Source organism: Microbacterium sp. HD4P20 (assembly GCF_019449275.2).
Taxonomy (GTDB): domain Bacteria; phylum Actinomycetota; class Actinomycetes; order Actinomycetales; family Microbacteriaceae; genus Microbacterium.
In genome coordinates this window covers 98,684-123,425 of the sequence record NZ_JAHZQZ020000017.1, presented here as the reverse complement: position 1 = coordinate 123,425, position 24,742 = coordinate 98,684, and the positions used below count along the sequence as shown (strand labels likewise).

Annotated in this window: 22 protein-coding genes, 1 tRNA gene and 1 riboswitch; of the genes, 12 read left to right on the top strand and 11 right to left on the bottom strand. The window is 68.6% G+C overall.

What is annotated here, in order from left to right; all coding sequences use genetic code 11:
- Nucleotides 1-30 precede the first annotated feature (30 nt).
- The 4 genes from trmB to K0817_RS12690 all read left to right on the top strand — a co-directional run bounded on the left by trmB (nucleotide 31) and on the right by K0817_RS12690 (nucleotide 3,846).
- On the top strand, nucleotides 31-771 hold the full coding sequence (gene trmB / locus K0817_RS12705) for a tRNA (guanosine(46)-N7)-methyltransferase TrmB (RefSeq protein WP_253735364.1): 741 nt from the start codon (nucleotides 31-33) through the stop codon (nucleotides 769-771).
- Nucleotides 771-1,673, top strand: coding sequence for a CPBP family intramembrane glutamic endopeptidase (locus tag K0817_RS12700; protein WP_219981876.1), 903 nt, complete (start codon nucleotides 771-773; stop codon nucleotides 1,671-1,673). The genes trmB and K0817_RS12700 overlap by 1 nt, the downstream gene beginning before the upstream one ends.
- Nucleotides 1,674-1,715: 42 nt before the next feature.
- Nucleotides 1,716-1,780, top strand: a riboswitch (guanidine-III (ykkC-III) riboswitch).
- Nucleotides 1,781-1,790: 10 nt separating this feature from the next.
- Nucleotides 1,791-2,111 carry a multidrug efflux SMR transporter gene (locus tag K0817_RS12695; protein WP_219981875.1) on the top strand — a complete coding sequence of 107 codons (321 nt, stop codon included), beginning with the start codon at nucleotides 1,791-1,793 and terminating at the stop codon, nucleotides 2,109-2,111.
- Nucleotides 2,112-2,274: 163 nt separating this feature from the next.
- Nucleotides 2,275-3,846, top strand: a complete 1,572-nt coding sequence (locus K0817_RS12690; RefSeq protein ID WP_219981874.1) for a M20/M25/M40 family metallo-hydrolase — start codon at nucleotides 2,275-2,277, stop codon at nucleotides 3,844-3,846.
- A 129-nt stretch (nucleotides 3,847-3,975) separates the two neighbouring features.
- On the opposite strand, the gene K0817_RS12685 is transcribed toward K0817_RS12690, so the two are convergent.
- The 11 genes from K0817_RS12685 to K0817_RS12635 form a co-directional block, all read right to left on the bottom strand.
- The gene (locus K0817_RS12685; RefSeq protein ID WP_219981873.1) at nucleotides 3,976-4,320 is read right to left on the bottom strand and encodes an ATP-dependent DNA ligase; all 345 of its coding nucleotides are present in this window, start codon (nucleotides 4,318-4,320) and stop codon (nucleotides 3,976-3,978) included.
- A gap of 185 nt (nucleotides 4,321-4,505) precedes the next feature.
- Nucleotides 4,506-5,708: a hypothetical protein gene (locus K0817_RS12680; RefSeq protein ID WP_219981872.1), complete on the bottom strand. Its 1,203-nt coding sequence runs from the start codon at nucleotides 5,706-5,708 to the stop codon at nucleotides 4,506-4,508.
- A gap of 62 nt (nucleotides 5,709-5,770) precedes the next feature.
- On the bottom strand, nucleotides 5,771-6,772 hold the full coding sequence (locus tag K0817_RS12675) for a hypothetical protein (RefSeq protein ID WP_219981871.1): 1,002 nt from the start codon (nucleotides 6,770-6,772) through the stop codon (nucleotides 5,771-5,773).
- Nucleotides 6,773-6,870: 98 nt separating this feature from the next.
- Complete coding sequence (locus K0817_RS12670; protein ID WP_219981990.1) at nucleotides 6,871-7,839, bottom strand: alpha/beta hydrolase fold domain-containing protein; 969 nt, start codon at nucleotides 7,837-7,839, stop codon at nucleotides 6,871-6,873.
- Between the two features lie 158 nt (nucleotides 7,840-7,997).
- On the bottom strand, nucleotides 7,998-9,164 hold the full coding sequence (locus tag K0817_RS12665; RefSeq protein WP_253735363.1) for a hypothetical protein: 1,167 nt from the start codon (nucleotides 9,162-9,164) through the stop codon (nucleotides 7,998-8,000).
- Nucleotides 9,165-9,356: 192 nt separating this feature from the next.
- Nucleotides 9,357-9,584 carry an RNA-binding S4 domain-containing protein gene (locus K0817_RS12660; RefSeq protein ID WP_219981869.1) on the bottom strand — a complete coding sequence of 76 codons (228 nt, stop codon included), beginning with the start codon at nucleotides 9,582-9,584 and terminating at the stop codon, nucleotides 9,357-9,359.
- Between the two features lie 107 nt (nucleotides 9,585-9,691).
- Entirely contained in the window at nucleotides 9,692-10,645 is a 954-nt protein-coding gene (locus tag K0817_RS12655; RefSeq protein WP_219981868.1) for an aldo/keto reductase, read from the bottom strand.
- 150 nt (nucleotides 10,646-10,795) lie between these two features.
- A complete protein-coding gene (locus K0817_RS12650) occupies nucleotides 10,796-12,199 on the bottom strand; it encodes a polysaccharide deacetylase family protein (protein ID WP_219981867.1) in 1,404 nt (467 codons plus the stop codon).
- 137 nt (nucleotides 12,200-12,336) lie between these two features.
- Nucleotides 12,337-12,792: a hypothetical protein gene (locus tag K0817_RS12645; RefSeq protein ID WP_253735362.1), complete on the bottom strand. Its 456-nt coding sequence runs from the start codon at nucleotides 12,790-12,792 to the stop codon at nucleotides 12,337-12,339.
- 216 nt (nucleotides 12,793-13,008) lie between these two features.
- Nucleotides 13,009-13,084 (bottom strand) — tRNA-Arg (locus tag K0817_RS12640).
- A gap of 44 nt (nucleotides 13,085-13,128) precedes the next feature.
- Entirely contained in the window at nucleotides 13,129-13,941 is an 813-nt protein-coding gene (locus tag K0817_RS12635; RefSeq protein WP_219981865.1) for an SGNH/GDSL hydrolase family protein, read from the bottom strand.
- Between the two features lie 103 nt (nucleotides 13,942-14,044).
- Here K0817_RS12635 and K0817_RS12630 point away from each other — a divergent pair, with 103 nt between their 5' ends.
- The 8 genes from K0817_RS12630 (at nucleotide 14,045) to rho (ending at nucleotide 24,740) form a co-directional block, all read left to right on the top strand.
- Nucleotides 14,045-14,899: a transglutaminase-like domain-containing protein gene (locus K0817_RS12630; RefSeq protein WP_253735361.1), complete on the top strand. Its 855-nt coding sequence runs from the start codon at nucleotides 14,045-14,047 to the stop codon at nucleotides 14,897-14,899.
- Between the two features lie 115 nt (nucleotides 14,900-15,014).
- Complete coding sequence (gene argS, locus K0817_RS12625; protein WP_219981864.1) at nucleotides 15,015-16,682, top strand: arginine--tRNA ligase; 1,668 nt, start codon at nucleotides 15,015-15,017, stop codon at nucleotides 16,680-16,682.
- A 4-nt stretch (nucleotides 16,683-16,686) separates the two neighbouring features.
- Nucleotides 16,687-17,496 (top strand): DUF2993 domain-containing protein, encoded by an 810-nt coding sequence (locus K0817_RS12620; RefSeq protein ID WP_219981863.1) that lies wholly within the window; start codon nucleotides 16,687-16,689, stop codon nucleotides 17,494-17,496.
- Between the two features lie 179 nt (nucleotides 17,497-17,675).
- Entirely contained in the window at nucleotides 17,676-19,130 is a 1,455-nt protein-coding gene (gene lysA / locus K0817_RS12615; protein WP_219981862.1) for a diaminopimelate decarboxylase, read from the top strand.
- Nucleotides 19,127-20,440 carry a homoserine dehydrogenase gene (locus tag K0817_RS12610; protein ID WP_219981861.1) on the top strand — a complete coding sequence of 438 codons (1,314 nt, stop codon included), beginning with the start codon at nucleotides 19,127-19,129 and terminating at the stop codon, nucleotides 20,438-20,440. Before lysA ends, K0817_RS12610 begins: the two co-directional genes overlap by 4 nt.
- A 5-nt stretch (nucleotides 20,441-20,445) precedes the next feature.
- A complete protein-coding gene (gene thrC / locus K0817_RS12605) occupies nucleotides 20,446-21,534 on the top strand; it encodes a threonine synthase (protein WP_219981860.1) in 1,089 nt (362 codons plus the stop codon).
- Nucleotides 21,531-22,478 (top strand): homoserine kinase, encoded by a 948-nt coding sequence (thrB, locus tag K0817_RS12600; protein ID WP_219981859.1) that lies wholly within the window; start codon nucleotides 21,531-21,533, stop codon nucleotides 22,476-22,478. Before thrC ends, thrB begins: the two co-directional genes overlap by 4 nt.
- Nucleotides 22,479-22,634: 156 nt before the next feature.
- Nucleotides 22,635-24,740 (top strand): transcription termination factor Rho, encoded by a 2,106-nt coding sequence (gene rho / locus K0817_RS12595; protein WP_219981858.1) that lies wholly within the window; start codon nucleotides 22,635-22,637, stop codon nucleotides 24,738-24,740.
- The last annotated feature ends 2 nt before the right edge of the window (nucleotides 24,741-24,742 follow it).

The window sequence follows — 24,742 nt, the reverse complement described above, 5'->3', positions numbered from 1 at the left end:
GTCGGCGGATGGCCTCGGTAGCCTGGTGATGTGACAGACCCCGCCCCGCCCTCGCCCGGCACCTTCCGCGACAAGCCGGTGTCGTTCGTGCGCAGGAGCGGCCGGATGACCGAGGCGCAGGAGCGCGCGTGGGTCGAACTCGCGCCCCGTTACGTCATCGATGTGGCACGCGGCTCCGGGGCCACGAGCATCCTGCCCGGTAGTGCCATCGACCCCGCCGCGGTATGGGGACGCCAGGCACCACTGGTGGTCGAGATCGGCTCCGGGCAGGGCCACGCCATCGTCCATGCCGCGTCGTCGGCTCCTGAGACGGACTTCCTCGCGATCGAAGTGTTCAAGGCCGGGCTGGCGCGCACGATGCTCGACGCCGAGCGGGCCGGCGCGCGCAATCTGCGCCTCGTCGAGGCGAACGCGCCTGAGGTGCTGCAGCACCTGCTGCCCGAGGCATCCGCTGACGAGATCTGGGTGTTCTTCCCCGACCCATGGCATAAGAACAAGCACACCAAGCGCCGCCTCGTGACGGCGGAGTTCGCGGCGATCGCCGCGAGGGCCGTGAAGGACGGCGGGATGCTGCGTCTGGCCACCGACTGGGAGGACTACGCGCTGCAGATGCGCGCCGTCCTCGGCGAGTCGCCCGACTTCGAGCCAACCTTCGAGGGCGAATGGGCACCTCGCTTCGATGGACGCGTGCTCACCGCCTTCGAGCGCAAGGGCGAGCGCGTGGGTCGCGAGATCCGAGACCTGTCGTACCGTCGGCGGGGGCGCAGCTGATGCCGGCTCATGCCGCCGCCGCCCCGGTCCTCGACCGCCCCGCCTGGTCGTGGGGTCTCGCGCCGGCGCTGCTGGTGTGTCTGGCCGCCCCCGCGTTCTTCGTCGCGCGGATCCCATGGCTGGGCTGGGCGCTGCTGGCAGCGGGGCTGCTGGCCGCGGGGCTGCTGGCGCGCGGCGACCGTCCCGGCACTGATGCGGCGCGCGTGCGGATCGCGGATGCCGCAGTCACCGGCATCCGTCCCCCCTCGCTCGTGCGAGATCTGTCGCTCATCGGCGTCGGACTGCTCATCGTGAGCGCGATCCCGCTCGAGGCCCAGCTCGACAACCTCGCGATCCTGCGGTTCGCCGTCGCGCTCGGGGGAGCGGTCGCCGTGCCCTACGTCATCTCGCGGTGGGTGTATCGCGACCGTGCGATCCGGTTCCCCTGGCGTGGGGGCGGGCGCTGGACGACGTTCCAGTGGACGTGGCTGGTTGCGGTGCTCGTGCTCGGGTGGCTGATCCTGCCGTTCTATTTCATCACGTCAGGCGTTTACCAGAACTGGCCGGTGGTCGACACTCCCGACCTCATCGCACGGCTGTTCGTAGGCGTCGGCGCTGTCGGCATCTGGGATGAGCTGTTCTTTATCTGCACGTGCTTCGCGCTGCTGCGGCGGCACTTCCCGGACTGGCAGGCCAACGTGCTGCAGGCGATCGTGTTCGTGTCGTTCCTGTGGGAGCTGGGGTATCGCGAATGGGGGCCGTTGCTGACGATCCCGTTCGCGCTGCTGCAGGGATTCATCTTCTTCAAGACCCGCTCGCTCGCCTATGTCGTCACGGTGCACCTGCTCTTCGACGCTGTCGTGTTCCTTGTGCTCGTCCACGCGCACAACCCCGGGCTGCTGGACGGACTGTTCCTGGTGTGACCCGCTGCCCAGGCCCCGCCCAGGGCCCTCGGGTAGCGTGAACACCGGATTCCGACAGGATCCCCGGACGAGGGTTCAGTACCCGGTGAGCGACAAGACTGGCCAGGAGGCACAGTCATGTCGTGGATCATCCTCATCGTCTCGGGCGTCCTCGAGGCCGTCTGGGCGACTGCGCTCGGAAAGTCCGAGGGCTTCACCAAGCTCTGGCCGAGCGTCTTGTTCGGCATCGCGCTGGTCACGAGCATGGGCGGGCTCGCGTGGGCCATGCGTGACATCTCGACGGGCACCGCATACGCGGTCTGGGTCGGCATCGGCGCGTCGCTCACGGTCGTCTACGCGATGATCACCGGTGACGAGGACTTCTCGATCGTCAAGACGCTGCTCATCCTCGGTCTCGTCGGCTGCATCGTGGGGCTCAAGCTCGTCAGTCACGACTGACTCAGGGGGCGGATGCCGGACTCTGCGCTGCGCTTCGTCCATGCCGACGCAAGATGAGGCCTGCATGAAGGTCGCGCGGCGGGTCTGGCGCTGACGCGCGGGCTGTGGAAGCATCCCGCGCAGAGCCGACGCCATCGGGGTCGTCGGCGGAGAGGGCATAACCATGCCGATCAGGAACAGGCGCACCCTGGCCATCGCCACCGCGGCGGCACTCGGTGCGAGCGTCGTACTCGCGACACCCGCCTACGCCGGGCCGAACAACAACTCGGTCGACAAGATCACGAAGGCGGTGACGCTCGACGGGGTGATGCAGCATCTCGAGGCGTTCCAGGCCATCTCTGACGAGCACGGAGACCGTGCCTCGGGGCGACCCGGGTATGCGGCATCCGTCGATTACGTCGTCGAGCAGCTCGAGGCCGCGGGGTACACGCCGGAGGTGCAGGAGTTCGAGTTCGAGTACTTCGACGAGAACAACGCGCTCATCCGCGTCTCGCCGAACCCGAGGACCTTCGTCGACGGTGACGACTTCGTACGAAACGAGTTCGACACCGGCAGCCCCGAGGGGACGGCCACAGCGCCCCTGGTACCTGTCGACCTGCCCTCGCCCGACAACACGGGCGGCTGCACGGCCGCTGACTTCGCCGGATTCCCGGCGGGCTCGATCGCGCTGATCCAGCGCGGCGGCTGCGGCTTCGCCGTCAAGGCCGTGAATGCCCAGGCGGCAGGCGCGGCGGGCGTCATCATCATGAACAGCACCGGCGACGACAGCCTCGTGGGCATGATCGGCGACGCGACGGGCCTCACCATCCCCGCCGTCTTCGCGACGTATTCCGCGGGCGCCGACCTCGCCAGCACGCCGGGAGCCACGGTCACCGTCACGGTCGACTACGACGCCGACATCCGCACGACCTACAACGTATTCGCCGAGACGACGGCAGGCGACGACTCGAACACCGTGATGGCCGGTGCGCACCTCGACAGCGTTCAGGACGGCGCGGGGATCAACGACAACGGCACCGGCAGCGCCGGACTGCTCGAGACCGCGATCCAGATGAAGAAGGTCAAGCCGAACAACACCGTGCGATTCGCCTGGTGGGGTGCGGAAGAGAGCGGGCTGCTCGGTTCGGAGCACTATGTGGCCAACCTGTCGGAAGAGCAGATCGCCGACCTCGCGCTGTACCTCAACTTCGACATGATCGGGTCGCCGAACTACATCTTCGGGGTCTACGACGGCGACAACTCCGGCGGAACCGCGGAAGAGGGCTTCATCCCCGAAGGGTCGGCCCAGATCGAGGACGTCTTCGAGCAGTTCTACACCGACCGTGGCGAGCCGTTCCAGGACAGCGAGTTCTCGGGCCGGAGCGACTACGGCCCCTTCATCGCCGTGGGTGTCCCCGCCGGCGGCCTGTTCACCGGCGCGGAGGTCCAGAAGACCGTCGCCGAGGCCGCGCTGTACGGCGGCGTCGCCGGCGCCTCGTACGACCCGTGCTACCACTCGCCGTGCGACAACCTGACCGGCGAAGGCCAAGACGAGGCACTGTACGCGCAGCTGGCCGAGGACTACGACCTCGTCGGCAACGTCAACACGCATGCGCTGGATGTGAACGCGGATGCCGTCGCCGCTGCGGTGCTGACGTTCGCGTTCGACACCTCCACCGTCAACGGGGTGTCGGCACCGGGCAAGTCACACGGGAATGCTAACGCCAACGCGATGAAGAACCGGTTCGCGGAGTGATGCGACCGGAACGGTGACCACACGCCGATCGCCCCGGTGCCACGGCACCGGGGCGATCGATCCGCGGCCGCACGGGTGTCAACCTTCGCGCGTCGCGCCGGGGGGCTAGGGCATGCGCCCCGGTCTCCCTCAGGCCAGAAGGTCGCGCTCCGGAATACGCTCCTCGAGGTTCGCGGGCGGGGCCGGCTCCGGCACGACGTACAGACCCGCCGGCGAGTTCGCCGTGTGGGCCAGCGCGTCGATCCATGCCGGATTGAGCCGTGGCATCCTGCTCCCGTAGTACTTGTAGACGAGCGAACAGCGCGGGTGCACCCACACCGTGGTGCGCCCGTCGCCGATGCTGGCATCGTCGCGCCACGTGAAGTGGAACGGCTCGCCGCGGCGCAGCTTCGTCCCGATGACGAGCTGCAGGTGCGCGAGTGTTCGGTCGTCGAAATCGACCTTCACGGTCGTGTCGTAGATCAGCTTGCCCATCGCACGCCTCTCCGAGGCCGCCGGACGCGAGAAGCCGGTAATTTGGGAACGCCCGGGTGGGTCTCCTTCTTCATCATCCTCCCGTGCGTCCCGGGTCGCCAGGCCTTCTCATTCCCTTGACACCGGGTGGCTTGGCAGGTAGGCGGCCTCCGGGCGAAGCCGCCGGACCGGAGGCGGGAGGAGGTTCAGCGGCAGGTCGCGGCGAGGTCGATCATCGCCTGGGACGGGTGGCCGTAGGCCTGAACTCCATTTCCTTCGGCCGTGTGACCCATGCTGATCGCCCACGCCGTGGCCCACTCCTCGTTCGCGGCCGGGTCCTGCGAGTCGAACAACTCGTGGCATTTCGCGGTGATCGAGTGTCCGACCTCGTGCGTGACCAGTGCGCGTGCGTCCGCCGATGGCCACCACTGCGCGACCGAGTGAGAGAGCGTGATGGTCGAGGAGCCGCCTCTCGATGAGTCCCATGTCGCGGTACCTCCGATGCCGGCGTTGCCGCCGGTGCCGGCGACGATCCCCGCCCAGTCGAAGTCCAGGAGCACACCGCCGGAGATGGATCGTGCGTACGCCTCGATCTCGAGCCGGGTGCTCAGCAGCGGGCCCGCCTTCTCGGCCAGCTCCTGCTGTGCAGACTCCTTCAGGGTGGTCGCTCGTGCGGCGTAGACCGAGAATGCCGCCGCGGCGTCGGCGCCTGCTCGTGTCTGCTCCGCGACACGGGCCGCGGCATCGCGGAAGTCCTGCACAGCGCCGGTCTGAGCCGACACGTTGGCAGCTTCCAACGCCGCCGAGGCTGGGCTCGTCGACGTGAAGAGGGCGCCCGCCGCTTCCGAGACCGCATCGAGGGCTCCCTCAAGGGTCGCCTCGATTCCGCTCAGATCCGCGGCATCGGTGGTGGCGTCGGCTGCGCGGTCGGCGAGAGCCGATGCCCCGGCGAAGAGTTCCCACGTCCAGAACGGCTTGCGTGCGATCGCGTCGTCGACATCATTCTCGAGCGCCGCGGACGCCTCGTCGCGTGCTGCGGCTGCTGAGCCGGCGCTCTCGGCCAGCGCGGTGCGTGCTGCCGGGTCTGCCAGATCGTCGGCCGCTGACGCCACGATCTGCTCGGACGCGGTGAGGGCGGCATCGGCGGTGCTCGCCGCGCCGTTCAGCGACCGCTGCGCCTGCCGCTCGACGACGGATGCCTCCGCCAGCTGTCGTGCAGCCGCGTCGAACTCCCGATGCGCCGTGGTGTGCACGAAGCCGACCGCGACGGCGAGGAGGGCCGCCAGCCCGACGCCGACGAGCCATCCGATGATCCTCGCTCTGCCGGGCCGCCGTTGCTCACGTGCAGCGGCGTCGTCGTCGGTCGGCTCCGGGAACGGATCCGGCACGGCGGCATCCGAGTGTTCCATGCCAGCACTCTAGGTCGTCGCATCCCGCCCGAGGTCCGGTCCGCTCAACGAGTCGAGGGCTTCTACGCGGTCAGGCCGGGGTGTGAGAGCTGCAACAGGGTGCGGGCCAGGGAATAGCGGGTGCGCCCAGCGGTCGTGCGAGGGTCGTAGCCCAGATCCTGGGCGAGGGCCGTGATCTTCTCTTGAACGCTGGAGTGGTGTTTGCCGAGCTTGGTCGCGGCGGCGCGGACGCTGCCCGTGTCGGCGAACGCGTCGAGCACGTCGATCGCCCGCTGGTCGAGCGTCGCCAGGGCGGCCGCGTCTGGGTGGAGTCCGGAATGCCCGTCGGCGACTTCGGCCAACAGGAGCACCGCGCCCAGCTCCGACGCGTCCACGATGGGGTTCGCGTCGGTGGTCAGGCGCAACGCGAAGAGCGCGGATGCCCACGACTCAGCCAGCCGGTCGGGTGGGAGCGGGATGCCGAGACCCGCCCGCCTGTCGAACTGCAGGCTCTGCCCGGCACGGCAGAGGAGCGCTCGCGCGAGACCGCGCGGCGTCACGACGATTGCGGAGGGACCGCGATCATGCACATCCGCGTCGGGAGGAAGAGCGACCGCGCGCATGAGAGGTTCGGTGTCGAGATGCAGACGGGCCAAAGCCGTTCCGCGCTCCTCGTCGGTCGCGTGAGTGCTGAGCGCGATCTCCATCGCCCCGGCGCCGTCGGAGGCACGGCGGGCGGTGGTGATGGCCAGCGCGAGCGCGAGCCGTTCAAGGACCATTGCATCGTTCGCGTGCGGGGCGCCGTCGCGCTCGATCCACACGATCGCATCGTCGCCGGCGTCACGCGAGAGCCAACCGTGCGATGCAGCAGGTTGCGGTGCAAGGGAACGGCCGTCCGAGCCGACGCGCACCATACGTCCCCGCATCCGTAGGCCGACAGGAACGCCTGTGAGTGCGGCGGCGCTGCGCACGAGGCTCTCCGCACCGACCCCCGAAGCCACAAGCGCATCGAAGTACGAGACGACTTTGAGTGTCTCGCTTGCCTGGGGGTCGAGCGCCGTCAGGCGCCCCAGAAGCTCCTGCATGGTCCCGGCTCCGTCGCACGTGTGCGGTCAACGATAGCCGCGTCGGCCAGAGAATGCCCCGGGGTCGCGGGCACTCGGCGCCGCGACCCCGCGACACCTCAAGAACCGAGGATGCGGTCGATCCAGGTTTCTCGTGCCGCCACTGCAGCACGCGACACGGCCGCGTGCGGAACCATCTCGAAGCCGTGAAATCCGCCGGCCCATACATGCAGTTCGGCCTGGACGCCCGCCTCCCACAGCTTCGTCGCGTATAAGACATCCTCATCACGGAAGACTTCAGCACTCCCGCAGTCGATGTACGCCGACGGAAGTCCGGACAGATCCGCCGCACGTGCGGGGGCGGCGTAGATCGAAACGTCGTCGGTGCCCTTGCGGTCTCCCAGCAACGCCGTCCATCCCGTGACGTTTGAGGTGCGGTCCCAGACGCCGATGCCGTCGATCTGCCGCGTCGAGACGGTCGCGTCGCGATCGTCCAGCATCGGGCACATCAGAAGCTGGCCGATCAGGCCGGGCCCTTGCCGGTCGCGGGCGAGCAGAGCGGTGCCGGCCGACAGGCCACCGCCGGCGCTTCCCCCGCCGATCAGGATCCGGCTCGCATCGATGCCGAGCTCGTGCGCGTGCGCCGCGGTCCAGACAAGCCCCGCGTAGCAGTCCTCGACGGGATACGGGTCGGGGAACTCCGGAGCCAGACGGTACTCGACGCTCACCAGCACCGCGTCGTGACGATCGATCGCACTGAAGAAGCCTTCGACGCCGTCCATCCGTCCTCCGATGACCATGCCTCCGCCGTGCGTGTGGTAAATGCCCGGACCGTGTCCCGTGTGGCCTTCCTTCGCGATCACCGTGACCGTGATGTCGTCGCCGCGATAACCGGCGATGGTCACGTCTCGCCGTGAGAGGCCCAGCGCCGTCATCCGCGCCCGAACCGCCTCCGGGTCGGTGAACGAGGTCTCCCGGAGTACCGGGATCAGGTCAGGCGTGAATGTCGCCGGCAACTGCTCGTGCAGAACCGTCAGCGCCGCCTCCAGTTCCGGGTCGAACGGCGGGCGTACAAGGGTCTGTGTCATGGTGAACTCCATCGTCCGATGCCACTGTCTCATGGCAGTTGCTCACCATGCTGACCGCCCGGACGCCGGTGCGGCACCCGCCGCTTGGGACCGATTCACGGGTGAGGACCCGCCAGACGTCGGTTCACGCGACCGATGAAGACGTTGCTGTCTCCGGCTCATCCGATGTGGAGGGGGCGTTCGAGATCCACGTCGATCGGCGGGTTGTACAGAATGTCGGCCACGCTGGCGGGGCCTGCGTATCGGACGAGTCTGCCGCCGGTCTCCACACCGTCGGCAAAGGTCCGTCGCATCTCGAGTACGCATCCGTTCGCCAGTTGGACTCGATCGCCCGCGATGGGCAACAGCACGCTGATCGGTCCGCGCCACATCTCGCCGATGACCTCGTCCGGCTGCAGGGCGTGCACCGCCGGTTCGAGGCGCTCCACCAGGTAACCGGCATCCGTTCGAGTACTCACGCCCAGCGCTGCTGGAGTGGCGGTCATCAACGACAGATCGTGCCCGGCCACCGCCGATGTCATCAGGATCTCGGCATTGAGCCCCGAGATCGATGCGCCCAGGGTGTCGAACTCGCGCACCTCGCCGTTGGGGAGCCGCTCACGGGTGTGGATGTCGAGCTTCCACATCGAATCCTCACTGCGCGTGATCCAGCACTCGATGCCGGCGGAGTCCGACTCCCACGCGCCGAGCCACGCGGCCGGCATCGTGTCGGTGTCGGGCTGACTGGTCCACGAGACGGGCCTGGTGGGACCGAACGACGGGTAGGGCGCCTGCCACGTGATGGCGAACTCGACCGAGTAGTCCCAGTCGGAGATGGTGATGATGGCGGACCTTTCACCAGACACCCGCGGCGCGAGCACCTTGGTGTGCTTCTGCCCGGGGGCCAACGGTTCGAGCGGTATGTCCTGCGCCCAGCGGAACACTTCGTCGTCGTCGTCGAGGCCGGTGAAGAAGTCGACGACTTCGGGGATCCCGTTGATGACCGAATCGATGTAGGGAATCGGCAGGTACGACGCAGCCTTCGCAATCCCGCTCGTGACTTTGCGGATGTCGTCTTCGTTCTTCACCCACCAGTCGCTGTTGTCGAGATCGAGTCCGAGCGCGCCGATCCCGACCGTCGGCTGATCGACCCAGCCCGCGAACAACGGCATCTGGTAGGTGAACGTCCACCCCGTCTTGAGCGGGATGGCCGGGTGGGCAAACGGATGAGTTTCGCCGTCGACCACCACCGCTCCGGCCAATGCGAAGACGTCATGCTCCGCTGACGACGACTCCATCTCATTGCAGATCACCCGCAGAAGCGTGATTTCCACGTAGTTCGCCATGACAACTCCAAATCCGCGCCGTCGCGCCAGGTGTGACGGGCGCCGGTGGCACTCCCTTGTCGCGTTCGACCAGCTGTCGCCAGCCGCAATGGAAGAGGCCACACGGCGAGCTTCTGATACGACGGCACTTCTCCTACGGCCCAATCGCGTGGCTGGCAATCGGGCGTCGCTCGGCTGTATCGGATTCCGCCGTCAACGGCAGACGCGGACCTGACGCCCTTCGAAACTGACGATGTCACCGAGCTGCAGCTGCCGTCCGCGGCGGCGGTCGACGTCGCCGTTCACGCTGACGTAGCCGTCGATGACGGCCTCTTTCACGTTGCCCCCGGTGTCGAGGAGACCGGCGAATTTCAGGAACTGCCCGAGGCGTATGCCCTCGCCGCCGATCGAGACGTCATCGATCGGTGCCGGGTTCGTCATCCCCGAATGCTAGCCGAACGTTTCGCTCGACCTGGTGTGCACTCCAGATCTGCTGCAACTCGTTCGTCCCGACGACCCTGACGGTGGACGGTTCACGCGTCGATGGTTCAGTGCGCCGCGTCGAGTCGAGCGCGTTCCTCACCTGTGAGGTGAAGTTGAACGCCGGTGACTGCTCGTTCGACTTGGTCGACGTCGCTGCACCCGACCAGGGGAACCAGCCCGGGCTGCGCACCGCTGAGCCACGCCAGCACGATCTGCCCACGCTGGACGCCTCGTTCGCTCGCAATTTCGCTGAGAACCTTCATCCGCCGGACGTTTCCAGGGTGCCGGTATTCATCCGGTAGCGGCCGGTCATCACGGTCATATGCGCCGAGCAGCAGCGAGGTGTACACCCAGCCGGTGATGTCAACCTCTCGGCGCAGCAGTTCGAGTCCGTCGGAGGACAACATGCCCAGTGGAAGAGGTTGCCCCGTGACAGGCGCACCCGGCGCGGGCTGCAGGTAGGAATATCTCTGCTGATACGCAACCGGTCCTGCCACGCCGCTGCGCTTGGCTATTTCGCGGGCTGAGGCGAAGAGCCAGGAAGGATGATTCGACAAGCCATAGGCGCCGACTCGCCCGTCAGCCTGCAGCCCACCGAATGTCTCCACAAGCGTTCGCATGGGAACTGAGGCGTCTTCGACGTGCGCCCAATAGAGGTCTACTCGGTCCACTCCGAGTCGCTCCAGGCTGGCGTCGAGCGACCGGTGGACGACGTCCGACTGCAGGCCTTCCAGATGATCCGGGAACCCGCCCCGATGGGTCGGCTGAGCCCCGACTTTCGTACTGATCCTGACGGCAACGCCCTGGTTCGCTCTGAGCCATCGGCCGATGACCGCCTCGCTCTGGCCTCCGAACCCCGACTCGTGTTCCCAGAACGAGTAGTTGTTCGAGGTGTCGATCCACTGGCCCCCGAGCTCGATATATCGGTCGAGCACTTCGAAGCTCCGCCGGTCATCAAGTCGCGTCCCGAAGTACATCGTTCCCAGGACGACTAGGGCATGGAGAGGATTCGTGGTCATGGTTCGATGCTTCTATCTGGAGCGCGCACCAGGTCAAGACATCATTGAGCGACTTGCTGATCGTTATCCGGAGCTTCCCGCGACCGCCGTCACTGATGCGGTTGCCGTGCTCACGGGACCGGGTAGCATCGGCGCGCGCTCCGATTGGCGTCAGGGCAATCGCCGGATAACCCCTGACGTGGGCAGCTCGCCGTTGAAGAGTTGCTCGAGGTTCACGAGGACGAATCCTCGGTCGAGGAGGCCGTCGTACACAGCGCCGGCGGTTCGAGCGGTGTTCGGGTGGATGTCGTGCTGGAGCACGATCGATCCGGGGCGGGGCAGATCGACCGCCCGAGAGAGAACGGCGTGGTCGGAGACTTTTGCGTAATCGAGCGAGTCGACGTCCCACAGGATCGCAGCCATTCCCGCGGTCTGCAGCACCATGTCGTTGTATTCCCCGTACGGAGGCCGGAACACCCGCGCCGGTACCCCGGTTGCGGCGAGGATGGCCGCATTCGTCTCTTCGATTTCGGCTGCAACGCGAGCTGAGCTGAGCTGGGCAAGGTCCGGATGGCTGAACGTGTGGTTCTCAACGAGATGTCCTTCGTCCAGGGTGCGCTTCAGCAGCTCCACGTTGAAGCGTGCCCGTTCCCCGGTGATGAAGAACGTCGCGGAGCCGTGCCGCTTCGCGAGTTCATCGAGGATGCCGGGCGTGAACTCGGAGGGGCCGTCGTCATAGGTGAGCGCGACGCACGGGACGAGGGTGCAGTCGACCGGATCCCGTCCGGCGGGTGTCGTCGCGGGTGGCGTGAACTGGCCAGCCCGCGTGGCCACGGAGAGGAGGTCTGCACCCAATGGTGTGAGCAAGTTCGCGGCGAGGCCGGCGGGGACCCCGATGATCAGACGCTCGGTCGTGGGGGTGATGCCTAGCGATCGCAGCTCTGGTGATGTGAACCCCGCCGCCACCGGCACGACAAGGGTGCCATCGGGAGTGACGATGGTCTGAGCAAGGGCGGCCGACATCAGTGCGCGCCCGGCATCATCCGGGGACTGTACGCTCACGCCCAGCGAGTCCGTGTCGCGACGGAGCAGGTTGACAATCTCGCCGTGCAGGGTGACGAGTGCATGGTGTGCCCAAAGTTCGTCGGCGGTCGCCGCCTCGCCGGTCGAGGTGTTCGCGTAGACCACGACGGTGGTGTCGGTCGAGTCGGAACTGACGGCGCGTATCCGCTGACCCAGATACGGGCCGGTCGCTACAACGATGTCGCAGACGACCGCGACCCCTGCCCCGTCCTTGGGACCGAGCAATGGATCCGCCAGGATGTCGCTGGCGGTCCGGTTCGTGGAACCGCTGATGCACCCACGGTCGGCCAGCCCTGACCCCGGCGGAGACACCGCCGGCGCGTAGGCCACGCCGCCCGCGCTCACCCGCGCGTCGATGCTGGCGCGAACGATCTCAGTGACCTTCGAGTCGAAAGCTGCACGACCGGGCAGTTCGATCCACCGCGCCTGGACGCCGACGTCGTCGTTCCGGATGCGGAAGGCTGGAAGCGCTGAGAAGGCGTCCGCGTCCAAGTGTGCAGGGATGGTCGTTACGGTCAGGGTCGGCGTGGGCCATTCGGGCGGAGCCCATGACGTGTCCGGCGCGGGCGCTGAACATGCCGATAGTGCTAGGCCGACCGCAGCGAGGGCGGCGATCTTCGCGTGTCGATTCATGAGGACACATGCAGCCCGTCGAGGATATGCCCCACCGCTGGAAGGTACTGCTCGAGGTCCTCAGCGGCCGCATGCGCGACCACGGTGGCGCTGCGTGCGCCGTCGGGCACCCCGACGGCCGCAATCAACGCATCATCCCCCGAGCGCGCGTGCACCACCGACAGGCCGGACCCCAGCTCTTCGGTGACTGGGTCATCGATGGCGCCGGCGTCTCGCGAGGCATCGGCGAAGGCCCGCGCACCGTCGGCGCCCGTCGCGGTGATGCTGATCGTCAGCACAGCATCGGGCGAGGTTACGACAACGGTGTTGCCCTGCAACGGCGACCACCGCGTCACCCATCCGGGAGGCACCGCAACTGTGACCGGCGCACCCTGATCGCCGATCGTCACCGTCGTCTCGGCTTCGGCGACGCGGGCGCTGAGATTCAACACGAGGCCCGGTAGCACCGTCATCAAAAGGATCCCGACGACGATCAGGGAAACCAGAATCGCACTGGCAACCACCGCGATGACCCGCGCCCGGCCACGCAGGAGCCGAGTTCGCGACGTGCCGGTTGCCGTCACTGGTCCCCCGTCCCCACGATTTTCGGAGCGGTGCATATCTTATGACCACCGAGCGACGAGAAAGGGGCCGCGAGGACTGAGTGTCCCGCGACCCCTACTCCAGACTGGTGCCCCCGACAGGAATCGAACCTGCGACCTTTGGTACCGGAAACCAACGCTCTATCCCCTGAGCTACGGAGGCGTGCCGATCGAGATTACCATCCCGACCCGGCGCCGACCGCCAGCTCAGGGCGCGACGGCCCCGTCATCGAGCGGTGCCTCGGCCACGACATTCGTCGTTCGGGTCATCGCTCGCACGGCGTCCGCCACTCGGCTCGCAAGGTAGGCGTGGCCGGTCGTGGAGGGGTGGTCACGGCCGACCGGGCCGCTGTCGATCACGTCAGCGTAGTTCGCCGTCGTGATCCATTCCTCTTGGATGGGGGAGATGTACCACCAGCCGCGTGCGGCTGCCAGATCCCGCAGGTCGGTGTCGATCTTGCGGGTGGCCGCCTCCACCGGCAGCACTTGCGGCGCCGGTCCCAGCACGACGATGGCGGCGTCGGGGAAGTGGGCTTCGAGCTGATCCCAGGCCGCGGTCACGGCATCCCGATACCCGCTCGGGTACAAGCGGCGGTCATTGATCGAGCCCTCGATGACGATGAGGTCGGGGTCGAGAGCCGGATCGAGCTGTGCGATGCGCTCTCCGTACGCCGGGCCGTCCACGCCGGGCTTGAGGTAGCCGCTGCCGCGCACGCCGTCGACGAGCGTCTCGACGCCCAGCTCGTGGGCGAGGCGATAGGCGAATCCGAGGGTGGGGGTGAGGGCGGCCGAGCCGTAGACCCACGAGTCGCCGAACACCAGCACGCGCGCCTCGTCGGGCAGGGTCAGAGCAGCCGGCGCCGCGACGGTCATGGGCGCGTCGCCGCCGCCCGCAGCGACCGGATCGGCGGCCGCTCCGGGACGCAGCACGGCCACCGCGCACACGGCAGCGACAGCGAGCGCGGCGCCCAGGAAGGGAAGCCACAATCGCCGTCCGCGGAGGCGACCGGGCGCGTGCATGCATCGAGGGTAAGTCACGCCGTGGGACGGCTTTGGACACGGGGGAGAAGGGTGGGGAAAACCGCCGGACGATCCTGAGGGTTGCGCGTGCGAGGATACTTCGGTGCAACGCGTCGTGACCGCTGAGATGGACCTCGAATTGGGGGCATCCGTCGACCTCATCGTGCAGCTCGCGGCCGCCCGGTCAGTGCCCGTCTCGGCGGAGCGGCTCACGTTCACGCAGGGTGACCGCGTGTTCACCCCGACCGAGATCGTCGACCAATCCGGGACGCGCCTGCACCGCCTGACCGGCGAGCCGGGGCGGCTCGAGATCCGCTACGAGGCGACCATCGAGGGTCAGGCGCCCGCGGGTCGCGCGAGCGAGCTCGAGGCGATCACCTACCTGCGCCCGAGCCGCTACTGCCAGTCCGACGAGGTGTTCTCGCAGGCGCGTCGTCAGTTCAACGGACTGTCGGGTCACGAGCTCATCGTGGCCGTCTCGGAGTTCGTCTCCACCCGCACCGCTTACATGCCGGGCCTCAGCCAGGGCACGGACAGTGCGGTGACGACCCTGATGACGGGTCAGGGGGTGTGCCGTGACTACGCCCACCTCGTCATCGCACTGCTGCGTGCCATGGACATGCCGGCCCGCTATGCCGCCTGCTACGCACCGGGCCTTCAGCCGATGGACTTCCACGCCGTCGCCGAGGCGTACCTCGACGGCGCCTGGTACGTCATCGACGCGACGCGCCTGGCGAATCGACGGTCGCTCGTGCGCATCTCGACGGGGCGCGATGCCGCCGACTGTGCGTTCCTCAGCTTCCACGGTGGCTACGTCGGTCTCGAGCACTTGCGGGTCGATGCGTGGGCGGTTCCGGATGCCGCGTCCCCGGATGGATCCGAGACCTTCGCGCCCGTTCTGCCCGAGCACACCGATCCCACGCGCGACGACCTGGCCACGCTGGTGCAGATGGCCTGATCCCCAGCGGTCGGCGACCCCGTTCGACCGCGTCCGATTGAACTTCCCGCCCGAAGCCGCTTCGTGGTTCGGCGGCGAGGGCGCGGGCGGCGGCGAGAACTAGACTGGGGAGGCTATGACTCCCGATGCCCTCTCCGCCGCTCTGCTCGCCGTCGTCGCCCCGCTCGCCGAGGCGCGACGAGCCGGCTCGTCGGATGGGCTGACGGCTGCCGATCTGCCGCTGGAGCGCCCGAAGAACCGGGACCACGGCGACTGGGCGTCCAACGCCGCGCTCAAGCTCGCCAAGGCGGTCGGCGCGAATCCACGCGAATTCGCAGCCGAGATCGCCGAGGGACTGGCCAAGGTCGACGGTGTCGCCGACGTCGAGGTCGCCGGACCGGGCTTCATCAACATCCGGCTGGATGCAGCAGCCGCAGGATCGCTGGCGAAGACCATCGTCGAGGCGGGCGCCGCGTTCGGCACGAACGATTCTCAGCGTGGCAACACGATCAACCTCGAGTTCGTCAGCGCGAACCCGACCGGTCCGATGCACATCGGACACACGCGGTGGGCGGCGCTGGGTGATTCGATGGCGCGCCTGCTGCAGGCCAGCGGCGCGACCATCGTGCGCGAGTTCTACATCAACGACGCCGGATCCCAGATGGAGCGCTTCGGCCGCTCGGTCCTGGCGGCTGCGAACGGGCAGCCCGCACCTGACGACGGCTACGCCGGCGCGTACATCGAGGAGCTCGCCCGTCGCGTCCTCGCGGCGCGTCCCGACCTGCTCGAGCTGCCCGAGGCCGATCAGCTCACGGTCGCGCGCGACCTCGCGTACGAGTTCCAGCTGGGGGAGCTCCAGCACTCGCTCGAGAAGTTCAACGTCCACTTCGACGTATGGTTCTCGGAGCGCACGCTGCACGCCAAGCCCGAAGACGGCGGCCCCAGTCTCGTCGACGAGGCCGTCGAGCGGTTGCGCGCCCAGGGCCACGTGTTCGATGAAGACGGCGCTGTGTGGGTGCGCACCACCGATTTCGGCGACGACCGAGACCGCGTCATCCGCCGCTCCAACGGCGAGTACACGTACTTCGCGGCCGATGCCGCGTACTACCTCAGCAAGACCGACCGCGGCTTCGCGCACAAGATCTACCTGCTGGGAGCCGACCATCACGGCTACATCCACCGGCTGAAGGCGCTCGCGGGTGCCGCCGGCGACGATCCCGACAAAGACATCGAGGTGCTGATCGGCCAACTTGTCTCGATCAACGGCGCTCGACTGAGCAAGCGCGCCGGCAACATCATCGAACTCGACGACCTGCGCGAGTGGCTCGGCGCCGACGCGCTGCGGTACTCGCTGGCGCGGTATCCCGCCGACTCGCCGCTGACGCTGGATCCCGAGATCCTCCGCAAGCGCACCAACGACAACCCGGTCTTCTACGTGCAATACGCGCACGCACGTACGCACAATGTCGCACGCAATGCCGAGGCATCCGGTGTCGACCGCTCTGGCTTCGCGCCCGAGCTGCTCACGCATGGGACCGAGTCGGCGCTGCTGGGCGCGCTTCAGGAATTCCCGCGCATCGTCGCGTTCGCCGCCGAGGTGCTGGAGCCGCATCGGGTGGCGCGCTACCTCGAAGAGCTCGCGGGCCTCTACCACCGGTGGTACGACAACTGCCGCGTGATCCCGCTCGGCGACGAGCCGGTCGAGGCCGTGCACCGCACGCGTCTGTGGCTCAACGACGCCACCGGGCAGGTGCTGCGCAACGGACTGACGCTCCTGGGCGTCGGCGCTCCCGAGCGGATGTGATCCCGTGAGCGCGGGCGACACGCAGCCGACCCTGCCGCTCCCGGACTGGGAGCCGGCCGAAGCGCCCAGGAGGCGCCGATGGCCCTGGCTGGTCGCCCTCGGTGTCGTGATCGTGCTGCTGGTGGCCGCGTGGTTCGCCGCCGAAGCCCTTGCCCGGCAGCTGGTCGTGGGCGTCGTCCGCGATCAGGTCCAGAGCCAGCTGGGGCTACCGGCCGACCAGCAGATCGACGTCGAGATTCCCGGCGCCATCATTCCGCAGCTGATCGGCGGCACGCTGCACGAGATCACCATCGCATCCGACGACGTCGTGGTCGCGCAGTTCGCCGGCGATGTTTCCGTCACCGCATACGGCGTGCCGATCCGCGGCGGGAGTATGAGCGACGGCACTGCCACCGTCACGCTCGCCGAAGAGCAGCTGCGGACGCTTCTGGCGACGATCGACCAGTTCCCCTCCGGCACCGTCGAGATCGACGAGCCGGGCGTCTCGATGACCATGGATCTGCAGCTGTTCGGTCTCACCATCCCCGTCGGTGCGTCCCTCACCCCAGCCGCTGTCGAAGGCGACATCATCCTCACCCCGACCGCGCTCAGCGTCGGCGGCGCCGAGGTCGACGCAGATGCCCTGCGCAACCAGTTCGGAGGCGTCGCCGATACCGTGTTGCGGGATTGGACCCTCTGCATCGCCCAGTACATACCGGCAGGCGCGACGCTCACCGACGTCGCCGTGGACGACGACACGCTCGTGGCCGACTTCGACATCGACGGCGACATCATGTCCGATCCGGCGCTGCGCGCCCAAGGCGTCTGCGACTGAGCCGGCCGGTCACGCGGTGCGGGGCGCGCGGTCTCCGGGCGTCATACGGAAAGGGGCACGGATGCGGTGTGCCCTAGACTTCAAGCACTGCCCGGCGCGTGACCCTTCCGGCCGCGGCATCGCGCCGCCCCCGGTGTCCGGACGGCGACAGCGTCGAAGCTCCCATCGATTGGTCCCCCGTGTCCGCTGACCCGCACACCCGCTCCGTCGCTCCCGCGTGGCTGAAGCGCCCGGACAACGCGAATGCGCTCGCTCCTGCCGTGTGGCCGGCCGCCGCTGTCCGCGACGATGACGGCGTCCTCCTGCTGGGCGGCATCGCCGCGACCGCGTTGAAAGAACGGTTCGGCACGCCGCTGTACGTCGTGGACGAGGACGAGGTGCGCGCCACGGCCCGTCGCACGCTCGACGCGTTCCGCGCCGCTGCCGCCCTCCACGGCGCACAGGCCCGCGTGTACTACGCCGGCAAGGCTTTCCTGACCGCCGAGGTGGTGCGGTGGGTGACCGAGGAGGGTCTGGCCGTCGACGTGTGCACGGGCGGTGAACTTGCGGTGGCGCTCGCCGCGGGAGCTGATCCGGCCCGCCTGGGCTTCCACGGCAACAACAAGTCCGTCGCCGAACTCGAGCGCGCGGTCGAGGTGGGCATCGGCTCGATCGTGATCGACAGCTTCATCGAGATCGAGCGGCTGGCCGCGATCATCGAGCGGCGGGGCGCACGGCAGTCGGTCCTGATCCGCGTCAACAGCGGCGTCCACGCTGAGACGCACGACTTCCTCGCGACGGCGCACGAAGACCAGAAGTTCGGGTTCACCCTGACGGATGCCCCGGCCGCTGCCGCCCGCATCCGGGAGCTGGCGGGACTCGAGCTCGTGGGCCTGCACTGCCACATCGGGTCGCAGATCTTCGGCACCGCCGGGTTCGAGGAGTCCGCCGCGCGCATCGTGGAGCTGCACGCCGAGCTGGCCGAGGACGGCGAGCTGCCCGTCCTCAACCTCGGCGGCGGGTTCGGCATCGCATACACCTCGGTCGACGACCCGACGCCCATCGAGCAGCTCGCGGTCGGCATCGCCGACGCGGTCGCGCGCCAATGCGAGGTGCGCGGCATCCCGATGCCGAACCTGGCGTTCGAGCCGGGCCGGGCCATCGTCGGGCGCGCAGGCGTAACCCTCTACGAGGTGGGCACCACCAAACCGGTCGCGCTCGACGGCGGGCGTACGCGTCTGTATATGAGCGTCGACGGCGGCATGAGCGACAATGCGCGGCCCGCTCTGTACGGCGCGCAGTTCTCGGCCCGGATCGCCTCACGCACCAGCGAGGCAGAGCCGGTGCTGGCACGCGTCGTGGGCAAGCACTGCGAATCCGGTGACATCGTGGTGGATGCCGAGTACCTGCCTGCCGACGTCTCGCCGGGCGATCTGCTGGCGGTGCCGGCGACTGGTGCGTACTGCTTCTCGCTTGCGAGCAACTACAACTTCGTCCCCCGCCCGCCGGTCGTGGCGCTGCGTGGGGGAGAGGCGCGCGTCATCGTGCGTGGCGAGACGGTCGACGACCTGCTCGCACGCGACGCCGGACTCACCTCGACCCCCATGGAACGGATGGACATGCCTGTAACGAGCGAGCGGAGCGAGCCGAAGTGACCGACTACCGACGTCTTCGCGTCGCACTGCTGGGAGCCGGCTCGGTCGGCTCGCAGGTCGCCGGGCTGCTGCGCCAGCATGCCGATGAACTCGCCGATCGTGCCGGCGCCCGTCTCGAACTCGTCGGCATTGCCGTGCGCGACGTGGATGCCCCGCGCGACGTGGAGTTGCCGCGCGAGCTGCTCACGACGGATGCCGAGACCTTGATCGTCGGCGCCGACATCGTCATCGAACTGATGGGCGGCATTGAGCCGGCCCGCACCCACCTGCTGCACGCGATCAACTCGGGCGCCGACATCGTCACGGCGAACAAGGCGCTCCTGGCCAGTCACGGTCCCGAGATCTTCGATGCGGCCGACCAGGTCGGTGCCGAGGTCTACTACGAGGCCGCCGCGGCGGGCGCCATTCCCATCATCCGCCCGCTGCGCGACTCGCTCGCGGGCGACCGCGTTCAGCGGATCATGGGCATCGTCAACGGCACGACCAACTACATCCTGGACCACATGGACACCGAGGGCGCTGAGTTCTCCGACGTCCTGGCCGACGCGCAGCGTCTCGGCTACGCCGAGGCCGATCCGACCGCCGACGTCGAAGGCTACGACGCGGCGCAGAAGGCGGCGATCCTCGCAAGCCTCGCCTTCCACACCGCGGTGCCGCTGGACGCGGTCCACCGCGAGGGGATCACCTCGATCGACAAGTCGACGATGGACGCCGCGCGCCACGCCGGCTACGTCATCAAGCTCCTGGCCGTGTGCGAGCGACTCACCGGCCCGGAGGGCGAGTCGATCTCGGTGCGGGTCTACCCGGCGCTCATCGATCGCGCGCACCCGCTGGCGAGCGTCCACGGCGCCAACAACGCGGTGTTCGTGCAGGCCGAGGCGGCAGGCAACCTCATGTTCTACGGTGCCGGGGCCGGCGGCGTGCAGACCGCGTCGGCCGTGCTCGGCGACGTCGTCTCGGCGGCGCGCCGTCACATCGCGGGCGGCGTCGGCGTCGGCGAGTCCACGCTGGCGAACCTTCCCGTGGTGCCCGTCGGCCGCGTCACGACGCGGTATCACATCACTCTCGAGGTCGATGATCGGCCCGGCGTGCTCGCGACCGTCGCGGGCATCCTCAGCGAAGGACGCGTGTCGATCGCCACCGTCGAGCAGACCGTCATCGGCGACGGCGAGGCCGGCAGCGGAGTCGCACGCCTCGTCATCGGAACACACAAGGCTTTGGAGCAGGACCTCAGCGAGACGGTCGACCGTCTCGCCGCGAGCGGCGTCGTCGAGCGCGTCGTCTCGGTCCTGCGCGTGGAAGGAGACTGACCGATATGGCAGCACACGTCTGGCGCGGAGTCCTGCGCGAATACGCAGACCGGCTGGGGGTCACCGACACCTCGACGGTGGTCACCCTCGGCGAGGGCGGCACGCCGCTGCTTCCCGCCCCGGCCCTGTCGCGGCGCACCGGCGCCGACGTCTGGGTCAAGTTCGAGGGCATGAACCCGACGGGCTCGTTCAAGGACCGCGGCATGACCGTCGCGGTCTCGCGCGCGATCGACCACGGCGCGAAGGCCGTCATCTGCGCATCGACGGGCAACACGTCCGCCTCCGCCGCGGCCTACGCCGCCCATGCGGGGATCACTGCTGCCGTGCTCGTGCCCGAGGGCAAGATCGCGATGGGCAAGCTCAGCCAGGCCGTCGCGCACAACGGCCGGCTCATCCAGATCCGCGGCAACTTCGACGACTGCCTCGAGATCGCGCGCGAGCTCGCCGACAACTACCCCGTGCACCTGGTCAACTCGGTCAACCCCGACCGCATCGACGGGCAGAAGACGGCGGCGTACGAGGTCGTCGAGCAGCTCGGCGACGCCCCGGACTTCCACTTCATCCCCGTAGGCAATGCCGGCAACTACACCGCCTACACGCGCGGCTACCGCGAAGAGGCCGCATCGGGCGTCTCCACCCGTGTGCCGCGCATGTTCGGCTTCCAGGCGGAGGGCTCGGCACCGCTCGTGCGCGGCGAGGTCGTGAAGAACCCCGAGACGGTGGCCAGCGCGATCCGTATCGGCAACCCCGCGTCGTGGGAACTCGCCCTCGAGGCGCGCGAGGCGACCGACGGCTGGTTCGGCGCCATCGATGACGACCGCATCCTGGCGGCTCAGAAGCTGCTCGCCGGCGAGGTCGGCATCTTCGTCGAACCCGCCTCCGCCATCAGCGTCGCGGGCCTTCTGGACCGAGTCGAGCAGGGCGTGGTGCCGGCCGGAGCCCGAGTGGTGCTCACGGTGACCGGTCACGGCCTGAAGGACCCGCAGTGGGCCCTGCGCAACGCCGACGGCAGCCAGGTCGCGCCGACCGTCGTCGACGCGACGACGTCGGAAGTGGCATCCGTCCTCGAACTCGCCCCGGTGGCGACCGCGTGAACGCAGCCGTCTCTCCGGAGCCGGGGCGACGGATCGTCGTCCGGGTTCCGGCGACGAGCGCGAACCTCGGCCCAGGGTTCGACACCCTCGGTCTCGCGCTGAGCGTCTACGACGAGCTGGACGTCACGGCGCTGCCCGAGGGCGAGCTCGACATCACGGTCGAGGGGGAGGGCACCGCGGATGTGCCTCGCGACGCGTCGCATCTCGTGGTGCGTTCGATCGCGTACGCCTACGAGTCGGTGGGACGACGGATGCCGGGCCTCCGGCTCGTCGCCAGGAACGTCATTCCGCACGGGCGCGGCCTCGGATCGTCCGGAGCCGCGGTGGTGTCGGGCCTGCTGGCAGCCAAGGGACTGCTGGAGGGCGATGTCGAGTTCGGCCCCGATGCCCTGCTGCGCCTGGCGACCGAGCTCGAGGGTCATCCCGACAACGTCGCGCCGGCCCTGTTCGGAGGACTGACGATCGCGTGGGTCGACGAAGGCGTGCCGCAGCACAAGAAGCTGCTCGTGCACCGCGGTGTTTCGCCGCTGGTATTCGTGCCCGAGTTCACGATGTCGACGAAGCTCGCGCGGAGCCTTCAGCCCCTCCATGTGCCCCGCGAGGACGCCGTCTTCAACGTCTCACGTTCGGCTCTGCTGATCGCGGCGCTCACGCAGAGCCCCGAACTTCTCCAGGCGGCGACCGAAGACAAGCTCCACCAGAGCTACCGCGCGAGTGCCATGCCCGAGACGGATCTGCTGGTGCGCGCGTTGCGTGCGAACGGGTTCGCGGCCGTCGTCTCGGGTGCCGGGCCGAGCGTGCTCGTGCTCGCTGACGGACCCGGCCGGCGACTCGAGGCGGCGGCGCTCGCCAAGACCGTGACCGACACCCCGTGGGAGGGGCTCATGCTCGCTGTCGACTTCAAGGGTGGTACAGTGAAGGAGTACGCGGAGGGTTCCACGTAACACGTGAATCTGGCCTCCGTCGCAAATCTGCGAATCCACCGCACGACCCCCGAACCTGCCGAAGGTCTCTGAGCGCCATCTCGGTCGCTCATGCCATCGACGAGTATTTCGACGGGCTGAAAGCCCTCCGATCCCGGGGAGAAGCTGCCGAGCAGCATGCGCCGTGCGATCGTGCACCACCGTTCGTTTCACAAGGGAGAACTCGTGGAGTCCATCTCCGAGATCCATACCGACGCCCAGGCCGACGAGCGCGCAGACGCGCCAGATGCCGAGAACGTCAAGACCACCACCGCCGCTTCGGGCGACGCCGGCAGCACCAGCGCCGCGCAGTCTGCGCCCGCCGCCGAGATCGCTGCACCGTCGCCCGCCGACGAGGCAGCCGCTGAGCCCAAGGCTCCGACCGGGGACGCGGCGTCCGCCGAACAGGCTCCGAGCGAGCCTGAGGCTCCGGCCCGGCGCCAGGCACCGGCCCGGAAGGCGAAGGCCACCAAGGCGGCTTCCGCCCGGACCGAGGCTGCGGCCGAGCAGGCTGCGCCCGCCGATGCTGCGCCCGAGGCTCCGGCATCCGTCGAGGAGCCCGCGAAGGCGCCGCGCAAGCGGGCACCGCGGCGTGCCAAGAGCACCGACGCGGCCGCGACGGCCGTAGCCCCCGAGACCACCGCCGAGACCGCGCCCGAGCCGGCCGCCGCGGACGCGGCACCGGCCGAGGCCGAGGCATCCGTCGACTCGTCAGCCGCGGGACCCGCCGAGACGGCGAAGGAGTCCGAGACCGCCGAGGCGCCGACCGACTCCGGCACGCAGTCCGCCGAGGGCGACAGTGGCGAGACGACGGGCCGTGGCCGTGGTCGCAACCGCAGCCGCAGCCGCAACCGCGGGCAGAACGGCAGCGGGCAGGGTGGTGGCCAGGCCGGCCAGGGCGCTCAGGGTCAGCAGGCCCAGGCGCCGTCGGGCGATGCGGCGAAGGCCGACGCCGCCGACGATGATCAGTCCCAGTCCGGTGGCCGCAACCGTCAGCGCAACAAGCGTCGCGCCACCCAGACGGGCGACGAGTTCGACACCGAGATCGGCGAGGACGACGTCCTCATCCCGATCGCCGGCATCCTGGACGTGCTCGACAACTACGCGTTCGTCCGCACCACCGGCTACCTTCCCGGCCCCAGCGACGTCTACGTCTCACTCGGCCAGGTCAAGAAGTACAACCTGCGCAAGGGCGACGCTGTCGTCGGTGCGATCAAGCAGCCGCGCGAGGGGGAGCAGTCCAGCCGCCAGAAGTACAACGCGCTCGTCAAGGTCGATGCCGTCAACGGCCTTTCGGTCGACGACGCCGCCACGCGCGTGGAGTTCGGCAAGCTGACGCCGCTCTACCCGCAGGAGCGCCTGCGCATGGAGACCGGCCCCGAGAAGCTGACGCAGCGCATCATCGACCTCGTCGCACCTGTGGGCAAGGGTCAGCGAGGGCTCATCGTCGCGCCGCCCAAGGCCGGCAAGACGATCGTGCTGCAGCAGATCGCCAACGCCATCGCGACCAACAACCCCGAGGTCCACCTCATGGTGGTGCTGGTCGACGAGCGTCCCGAAGAAGTCACCGACATGCAGCGTACGGTCAAGGGCGAGGTCATCGCCTCGACGTTCGACCGTCCCGCCGAGGACCACACCACCGTCGCCGAACTGGCGATCGAGCGCGCCAAGCGCCTGGTCGAACTCGGCCGCGACGTCGTGGTGCTGCTCGACTCGATCACCCGCCTCGGCCGTGCGTACAACATCTCGGCGCCGACGTCGGGCCGCGTGCTGACGGGCGGTGTCGACGCCTCGGCGCTGTACCCGCCCAAGCGCTTCTTCGGCGCAGCGCGCAACATCGAAAACGGCGGATCGCTCACGATCCTCGCCACGGCGCTGGTCGAGACCGGCTCCAAGATGGACGACGTCATCTTCGAGGAGTTCAAGGGCACCGGCAACAGCGAGCTGCGCCTGAACCGCCAGCTCGCCGACAAGCGGATCTTCCCGGCGGTCGACGTCAACGCGTCGTCCACGCGCCGCGAAGAGATGCTGCTCTCGGCCGACGAGGTCAAGATCACGTGGAAGCTGCGTCGTGCGCTGGCCGGCCTCGACCCCCAGCAGGCCCTCGAGGTCGTGCTCGGCAAGCTCAAAGAGACGCAGTCCAACGTCGAGTTCCTGGTGCAGATGCAGAAGTCGATCCCGGCTCCGGCACGCGACGGTCACGGCGGCGGGCACAGCCACACGCACGACAACAGCATCCGCTGACC